Below are 8,071 nucleotides of genomic sequence, written 5' to 3' on the forward strand. Positions count from 1 at the left end.
ACCCAAGAAGACCTCGACGCCATCGCCCACGAACTCAACACCCGCCCCCGCCAGACCCTCGGCTGGATGACACCATCACACGCACTAGCCCAAGCGCTTGGTGTTGCACCCACCCCCTGAAAACACACGCGAAAACGGCGTCCCCGCGCGGCCACGAAGCGGTCTCGCCACTTCCCGGGCAGAAACCGAAACGGCCCGGTGTCCGAAGTGGACACCGGGCCGTTTCGTCGTATTGCTCAGCGGCCGCCGTTCTCCCGGGTCCTCGCCCGGACGCTGCGCACCGCGTTGATCAGGAACGCCGTGAAGATGATCCCCGCGACTCCCGCTCCGGCACCGCCCAGGGCGATGATCAGGGCCGGGTAGTCCTTCTGCGGGATCACATCCGCGTCCAGCTTCGTCGGCTTCGGCGGCGGCGCCTGCTTGCCCCACTCGGCGGGCACCACGTCGGCCAGCGCCGCGGCCGGGTCGACCATGCCGTAGCCGACGATGTCGTTGCGTCCGTTGATGCCGCCCGGGTTCAGCGCCGTCTCCTTGATCCGGTCCATGATCTGCCCGGCGGTCAGGTTCGGGTACTTCTCCTTGATCAGCACCGCCAGCCCGGCCACGTACGGCGCGGCGAAGCTGGTGCCCTGGATCGGGCCCGGCTGGCCGTCCTCGCCCGTGGCGATCTGGCTGGCCAGCCCTTGGCCGCCGACGCCGGGGTCGAGCGCGATTAGGTTCTCGCCCGGCGCGGCCACGTCAACCCACGGGCCCGGCACGGTGAACTCCGACGGCGCACCCTGCTGGTTCACCGAGGCGACGGTGAGCACGTACTCGTCGAACCAGGCCGGCAGCACCGCGGTCGTCGGGCTGCCGGACGCGTTCTTCTGACAGGCCTCGCCGGTGTTCCCGGCCGCCACGACGACCACGACGCCGCGCTCATACGCGGTCTTGACCGCGTTGTGCAGCCTTTGGTTGCCGTAGTCCAGGTAGTTGCTGGCCTGCGCGATCGACTGGCAGGACGACTGCGAGATGTTGATGACGCTCGCGCCCCGGTCCACCGCGATGTTGATGGCCTGCGCCATCGTGTCGGTGTTGCCGATCGTGGCGTTGTCGGCCTCGCTGACGAACAGCTTGGAAGACTGCCGGATCGACAAGATCGAGGCATCAGGCGCGACGCCGACGTAACCCATCTTGCCGGACGGGTCAGGGCTCGCCGCGATGATGCCCGCCACGATCGTGCCGTGCCCGTCGCAGTCCTTGTCCCCGCCACCGTCCGGAACGCTGCTTCCGCCGTTCTGAACCTTGCCGCGCAACAGCGGATGCGAAGCGTTCACACCGGTGTCGATGACGGCCACTGTCTGCCCGGAACCGCTCAAGCCCTCGTCGTGTGCCCGTTCGAAGCCGAGCACCAGCTGGCTCCACGGCTTCTCCTCGATCACGGAGTTGCCGCTGTTGCCCCGCATGCAGCCCTGCTTCTGCGGATAGTTGAACGACTGCAGCGTGTGACTGGCCAATTGGGACGGATCCAGTCGCGGCGGGCCGACGGTCTGCGCGACCGCAGGTGCCGTCGGACCGCCCAGCGCCAGCGTGCCCGCCGCGGCGAGCAGCGCGAATCCGCGCAGCCCGCCGCGGGAGCGGAAGGTCCTAGAGCGCATCACGCTGCCCCTCAGAAGAAGTTCAGGTTGAGGTCGCGGATCATCATGTAGAGGTCCATGGCGGCCAGTGCCAGCGGCAGCACCAGTGCGATCAGGACGGCTTCCAGGATGTCCACCATGCGGCGCTGCACCGGCGAGAACCGGCGGTTCGGGAACACCACGCCGAAGACGATCGACAGGATGCCGAGCAGCAGCAGCGGCGGGAACACCCAGGCGACGGCCAGCGGCCACTGCGCGACCTGCACGAGCAGTCCGATGGTGACGCCCAGCGACGAGAGCAGACCGCTCAGCAGCAGCGCGATCGCCTGGCTGCCGTTGGCGTAGTTGCGGCCGCGCAGCAGCAGGACCGCCGAGACGACGATGGCGAACACCGCGCCCCAGATGCTGGCCGCGGCAGCGAGGATCGAGCCGAGCGCGGCGACCACACCGCAGCCGATGATCAGGCCGGTCATGTACTGGTGCGCCAGGCCGGTCTGCCGCTCGATCATCCGGTAGTCCGGGAACCCGGTGTCTTCCTTGAGGTCTTCGGCACTGCCCGGCACGTGCGGCAGCGGCAGCTTGGCGAGCTGGATGGTGATGCGCGGCAGCAGCGAGATGCCCGCCAGGCCGACGGCCGCGGCACCCGCGGCGATGCCCGCGGTGGTCGCGGCGTCCACAAGGGTCGCGACGAGGAAGGCGATGGTGCCGAACGCCGCCGCCGTGGCGGCCGCGATGAAGGTGACGATGCCTGCGCCGATCACCATGATCGACACCGCCGCGAAGATCAGCGTCAGCGCACTTGCCAGCAGCAGCCGCGGTTCGAGCGCGTTGCCCGGCACGATGTTGAAGCCGGCGACGAAGGCCATCGGCAGACCGCCGGCGGCGGCGATCACCGTGCCGGTGGTGGAGGCCGCGTAGGCGCGGGTCACGATCGACCCGACGCCGGTCGCGAAGATCGCCACCACGACCGCCGTCACGGCGGCCACGATCTGGTAGACGATCGGCGCGGTGCCCTCCATGGTGGGGTGCAGCAGCCCGGCCGGGCCCGCGAGTCCCAATGCGACGGCCGCGCCGATGAGCGCCAGCGCGCCGGCCGCGTGCCCGATCTTGGCCGCGGTTTCCTTCGTCCACGGCCGGTAGCTACCCGGTTCCGCTTCCGCGAGCGCGTCGACGACGTCGTCGTACAGCGGCGGCGGCGGGTCGTCCGACCGGCGCCGCAACTGCAACATGTCGCCGTCGACGATTCCCTGCGAGGACAGCGTCTGGCTCGGGTCGAGGGGCTGGCTCTCCCCGAGCTTGGCCAGGCACCAGCCGCCGTGCCGGGAACCGCCGTCCGGGGTGATCCCGCGTGCCATGTCCAGCACCATCGGCAACAGATCGGCCACCGCTACGTCGGCGGGAAGCGCCAGGTCGATGCGAGTTGTAGGCGCCACCACCGTCACGCGGCTGAACACCGTGGTACCGGTCGCCACTTGGGCCCCCTACTCCCTGAGGTTGATTGCCTTGCTTCATTTGTGTCGCTGGGCTCGATCCAACCAAGGCCGGTTTTTCTTCCGAAACCGACCCGCCCGGTCGAAGAGCGCCCCTAGTATGGCCACACCGACCGTCGACGGGTGACAGGTTTGGTCGAACTCGTGCCAACTACTTCATATCTGGTTGGTCACGCCCGACTCGCTCCCCGGCGCCGGCGGTGTTGCGGCGATGCAGAATGCTGGCTGCGACACATTCGAGAGCACGTTTGACACGGAAAGGTTGTTGCGTCCGGTGAGCACGCTGCAGTTCAAGCGAACGCCACGCCTGGCCGCTCCCAGGCCACCGGGCGGGGAGGTGCACCTCGAACCACCGCCGGAGATCCCGCGGACGATTCCGGGCAACATCGTCCAGAAGGTCTTGCCGGGCGTCATGATCGTGGCCTCGCTGGGGATGATGGTCTTCATGCTCCAGCGGGCCAAGGACAACCCGATGATGATGATGATGCCGATGATGATGCTCATCTCAACGTTCGGGATGATGGCCGGCGGCGGCAAGGACGGCAGTCAGAAGAAGGCCGAGATGAACGAGGACCGCAAGGACTACCTGCGGTACCTCGGTCAGATGCGGGACCGCGCGCGGGAGGCGGCCGACGAGCAGCGCCTGGCCCGCGAGTGGGTGCACCCCGACCCGCAGACCCTGTGGTCGCTGGCCGCGGGCAGCCGGCGGATGTGGGAGCGCCGTCCCAACGACAACGACTTCTGCCAGGTCCGGGTCGGCCGCGGTTCGCAGCGGCTGGAAACCCGCCTGGTGCCGCCGCAGACCGGCCCCGTCGACGAGCTGGAGCCGATCACCACGCTGGCGCTGCGCCGCTTCGTGCGCGCCCACTCGCTGGTGCCGGAACTCCCGATCGCCACCTCGCTGCGCGGCTTCGCCGCCGTCGGCCTGCAGGGCGACCGGGAACTGGTGCGCGGCCTGGCCCGCGCGATCGTGTGCCAGCTGGCCACCTTCCACACCCCCGACGACGTGATGATCGCGGTCGCCAGCAGCGGCCGTGCGCGCACGGAGTGGGACTGGGTGAAGTGGCTGCCGCACGCGCAGCACCCGACCGAGACCGACGGCATCGGCCAGATGCGGTTGATGGCCGGTTCGCTGGGCGTCATCGAGCAGATGCTCGCCGAGCAGCTGGCCGATCGGCCGCGCTTCCAGCGCAACGCCGCGCCGCCGGACGGCCAGCCGCACATCGTGATCATCATCGACGACGCCGAGATCAGCCGTGAAGAAGCGCTCTACGTCGAGGGCGGCCTGGCCGGCGTCACCATGATCGACCTGTCCGACCTGCTCGGGCAGCTCACCGCGCGCCGCGGCATGCGGATGGTCGTGGAGGAGGACCGCATCGGCGCCCGCGGTGGGTCCGGTGTGGAGTGGTTCGGCAAGCCGGACTCGCTGACCATGGAGGAGGCCACCTCGCTGGCCCGCCAGATGGCCCCGTACCGGGTCGCCGGCGGCTTCTCCGCCTCCGACGCCGACAGCGGCGGCTACGAGCCGCTGACCACGCCGCTGAACTACATCGAGCAGTTGGGGCTGGCCGGTGACGTCGTCACCTTCGACCTCAACGAGGCGTGGCGGCCCCGGTCGCGCGACGACCTGTACCGCGTCGCGATCGGCCCTGGCGAGCAGGGCGAGATCGTGCACCTGGACATCAAGGAAACCGCCTCCGGCGGCATGGGCCCGCACGGGCTGTGCATCGGTTCGACCGGTTCCGGTAAGTCCGAGTTCCTGCGCACCATCGTGCTGGGCCTGATGGCCACCCACTCGTCGTCGATGCTCAACTTCGTGGTCGTCGACTTCAAGGGTGGTGCGACGTTCAACGGCTTCGAGCCCGCGCCGCACGTGTCGGCGTCGATCTCGAACCTGGAGGGCGACGGCTCGCTGATCGACCGCATGCAGGACGCGCTGGCCGGTGAGATGAACCGCCGCCAGGAGATCCTGAACAAGGCGGGCGCGAAGAACGTCTGGGACTACCGGAAGATGGGCGAGGCGGGCGACGAGCGCTGCGCCGAGCCGCTGCCCGCGCTGTTCGTGGTCATCGACGAGTTCTCCGAGCTGCTGTCGCAGCAGCCGGACTTCGCCGAGCTGTTCGTGATGATCGGTCGACTGGGTCGATCGCTGCAGGTCCACCTGCTGCTGGCCTCCCAGCGGCTGGAAGAGGGCAAGCTGCGCGGCCTGGACACGCACCTCTCGTACCGGATCGGTCTGAAGACCTTCAACGCGGCGGACTCCCGCGCGGCGATCGGTGTTCCGGACGCCGCCGACCTGCCCGCCACCGGTGGTCACGGTTACCTGAAGCACCCCAACGGCATGGAGCGGTTCCGCGCCGCGTTCGTGTCCGGCCACCTGCACCAGACCAGCGGCCGCCGCCCGACGCTGAAGGGCGGCGCGGCCCCGGTCACCGGCGACAAGATGCCCCGGGAGTTCATCCCGGACTACATCGAGAAGCCGCCGGAACCGGAGAAGCCGGTCGTCGAGGAGGTCAAGGAGCAGAAGAGCGACCTCGACCCGACGGACTTCCAGATCATCATCGACAAGATTCGCGGGCAGGGCCCGCCGGCGCACGCGGTGTGGCTGCCGCCGCTGGACACACCGCCCACTTTGGACGCCCTGCTGCCGCCGATGCAGCAGACCGACGACCGCGGCTACACGGCCGCGGGCTACTCGGGCAGCGGTCGGCTCCAGGTGCCGGTCGGCCTGATCGACGTCCCGTACCACCAGCGGCAGGACCCGATGGTGGTGGATCTCGGTGGTCAGGGTGGTCACGGCGCGATCGTCGGCGGTGTCGGTGCCGGCAAGTCGAACACGGTGCGCGCGCTGATCGCTTCGATGGCGTTGACGCACACGCCGCAGGAAGTGCAGTTCTACTGCGTCGACCTCGGTGGTGGTTCGATCGGCGCGCTGCGCGGCCTGCCGCACATGGGCGGCTACGGTACGCGGCGCGATCAGGACACCGTCCGGCGGACGATCGCGGAGCTGAAGACGATGCTGGCCGACCGCGAAGGCCGGTTCCAGCAGCACGGCGTCGAGAACATGAACGACTACCGCAACCGGAAGCGGCGCGGTGAGTTCGAGGACGACCCGTTCGGCGACGCGTTCCTGATCATCGACGGGTGGCGGACGTTCCGCGAGGAATTCGAGGCGCTCGAACAGGACGTGCTGGGGCTGGCGGCCAACGGCCTGGCCTTCGGCGTGCACGTGATCGTCACCGCCGCGCGGTGGGCGGAGATCCGCCCGGCGATGAAGGACCTGATGCAGACCCGCATCGAGTTGCGCCTCGGTGACCCGAGCGAGTCGGAGATCGACCGCAAGTTCGCGGTGAAGGTGCCGCCGGGCCGGCCCGGCCGCGGCATGCACGGCACCAAGCTGCACTTCCTGACGGCCCTGCCCCGCGTGGACAGCGAGAAGATCGGTGACCGCGTCGAGGCGGAGATCGAGCAGGTCAAGCGGGACATCGAGGAGGGCAAGGAGGTCCGCGCCCCCCGGATGGGCTGGGAGCTGTACAACGACGACCTCCCCGATGGCGTCGCCGACCTGGTGAACCGGGTCAAGAGCTCGTGGAAGGGGCGTCCGGCGCCGCAGGTTCGCCTGCTGCCCGATCTGCTGCCGTACCAGCAGTTGCCGCGTCCGGAGCAGCAGCCGAACCCGAAGCTGGTGCCGATCGGCATCAACGAGGACGGCCTGCACCCGGTGTACCTGGACTTCAACGCCGAGCCGAACTTCTACGCGTTCGGCGAGCGGGAGTCGGGCAAGACGGCGCTGCTGCGGACCATCATCCGCGGTATCACCGAGCGGTACAGCCCGAAGGAAGCGCTGATCATGCTGGTCGACTACCGGCGCAGCCTGCTCGGTGTCCTGCCGGAGTCGCACAAGCTGGACTACGTGGTCAACGCGGATCAGCTGAAGGGCGATGTCAAGGACATCTGCGGGTCGTTGAAGAAGCGGCTGCCGGGTCCGGATGTCACGCAGGAGCAGTTGCGGAACCGTTCCTGGTGGAAGGGCCCGGAGCTGTTCGTGATCGTCGACGACTACGAGCTGGTGGCGCCGCAGGGCAACAACCCGCTCGCGCCGTTGGCGGAGTTCGTGCCGCAGGCCAACGACGTGGGTCTGCACATCGCGCTGGTGCGCAACTCCGGTGGTGCCAGCCGTGCCCTGTACGAGCCGATCATCGGCAAGATGCGGGAGACGTCGTCGCCGGGTCTGGCGATGAGCGCGAACAAGGACGATGGTCAGCTGGTGGCCAACATCAAGTCGCGGCAGCTGCCGCCTGGCCGGGGCACCCTGGTCAGCCGCAGCCTGCGCGGCGGGCCGCAGATGATCCAGACCGCGTTCCAACAGCCGGAGTGACGATGGGCTAGCGCGACGAACCTCCCCCGCCTCCGGGCGGGGGAGGTTTTTCGTCGGGAAGCGCCGGAGGGCGCGGACCCCGATCACATGTGAGGTGACGGTATGAGCGGATTCATCAAGCCGGTCGGCTGGAGCGAGCGCCTCGCGCGCCGCAAGGCCGACGACGAGCGGTTGCTCCAGGAGGTGAAGGGGCCGGCCGGAACCTGCGGCCGCTGCGCGACTGGGTGCACCACGTGCGCCAGGACATCGGCGCGAACGGCGTCATCACAAAGGTGGAGCTGAAGCCGGACGGCGAAGTGGTCGCGTGGTTCTACGTGGAGCCGGAACCGGAGGAACAGCCGGCGCCGCAGCCCGAAACGCGGCTGCCGAACGTCCCCGTGGTGACGAGCGTCGACGTCCCTGAGATGCCGACGCGCTCCGAGACGCCGACGCGCTCCGAGCCACGCCAGGCCACGGCCGCGCGCGCCCGAAGCCTCCCGACCGAAGCACAGACCTGGTGACAGCGCGCGGTGAGTTCTAGCCGGTGACCGGGCGCGTGGGGTCGGGGGTATCGCGCCCGGTCACCGGGGTGGGCCGGTGCGGGTGGC

General features: G+C 69.2%; 4 protein-coding genes and 1 pseudogene. 3 read left to right on the forward strand and 2 right to left on the reverse strand.

Annotated features, from left to right (window positions below; translation table 11 throughout):
• Positions 1-120: pseudogene (locus tag E1288_RS49595) on the forward strand (IS30 family transposase); the annotation flags it as partial.
• A 116-nt stretch (positions 121-236) separates the two neighbouring features.
• Here E1288_RS49595 and mycP read toward each other — a convergent pair.
• On the reverse strand, positions 237-1,637 hold the full coding sequence (mycP, locus tag E1288_RS45450; RefSeq protein ID WP_132495451.1) for a type VII secretion-associated serine protease mycosin: 1,401 nt from the start codon (positions 1,635-1,637) through the stop codon (positions 237-239).
• 11 nt (positions 1,638-1,648) lie between these two features.
• Positions 1,649-3,088 (reverse strand): type VII secretion integral membrane protein EccD, encoded by a 1,440-nt coding sequence (gene eccD / locus E1288_RS45455; protein WP_132495453.1) that lies wholly within the window; start codon positions 3,086-3,088, stop codon positions 1,649-1,651.
• A gap of 292 nt (positions 3,089-3,380) precedes the next feature.
• Between eccD and eccCa the strand changes: the two genes are divergently transcribed.
• The gene (eccCa, locus tag E1288_RS45460) at positions 3,381-7,484 is read left to right on the forward strand and encodes a type VII secretion protein EccCa (protein WP_132495455.1); all 4,104 of its coding nucleotides are present in this window, start codon (positions 3,381-3,383) and stop codon (positions 7,482-7,484) included.
• Between the two features lie 233 nt (positions 7,485-7,717).
• Positions 7,718-7,984 (forward strand): hypothetical protein, encoded by a 267-nt coding sequence (locus tag E1288_RS45465; RefSeq protein WP_132495457.1) that lies wholly within the window; start codon positions 7,718-7,720, stop codon positions 7,982-7,984.
• The last annotated feature ends 87 nt before the right edge of the window (positions 7,985-8,071 follow it).

Source organism: Saccharopolyspora elongata (genome assembly GCF_004348985.1).
Taxonomy (GTDB): Bacteria; Actinomycetota; Actinomycetes; order Mycobacteriales; family Pseudonocardiaceae; genus Saccharopolyspora; species Saccharopolyspora elongata.

What these genes read in the sequence shown, in the direction of transcription:
- mycP (WP_132495451.1), bottom strand. Translation starts at nt 1,637, where the DNA reads ATGCGCTCTAGGACCTTCCGCTCCCGCGGCGGGCTGCGCGGATTCGCG.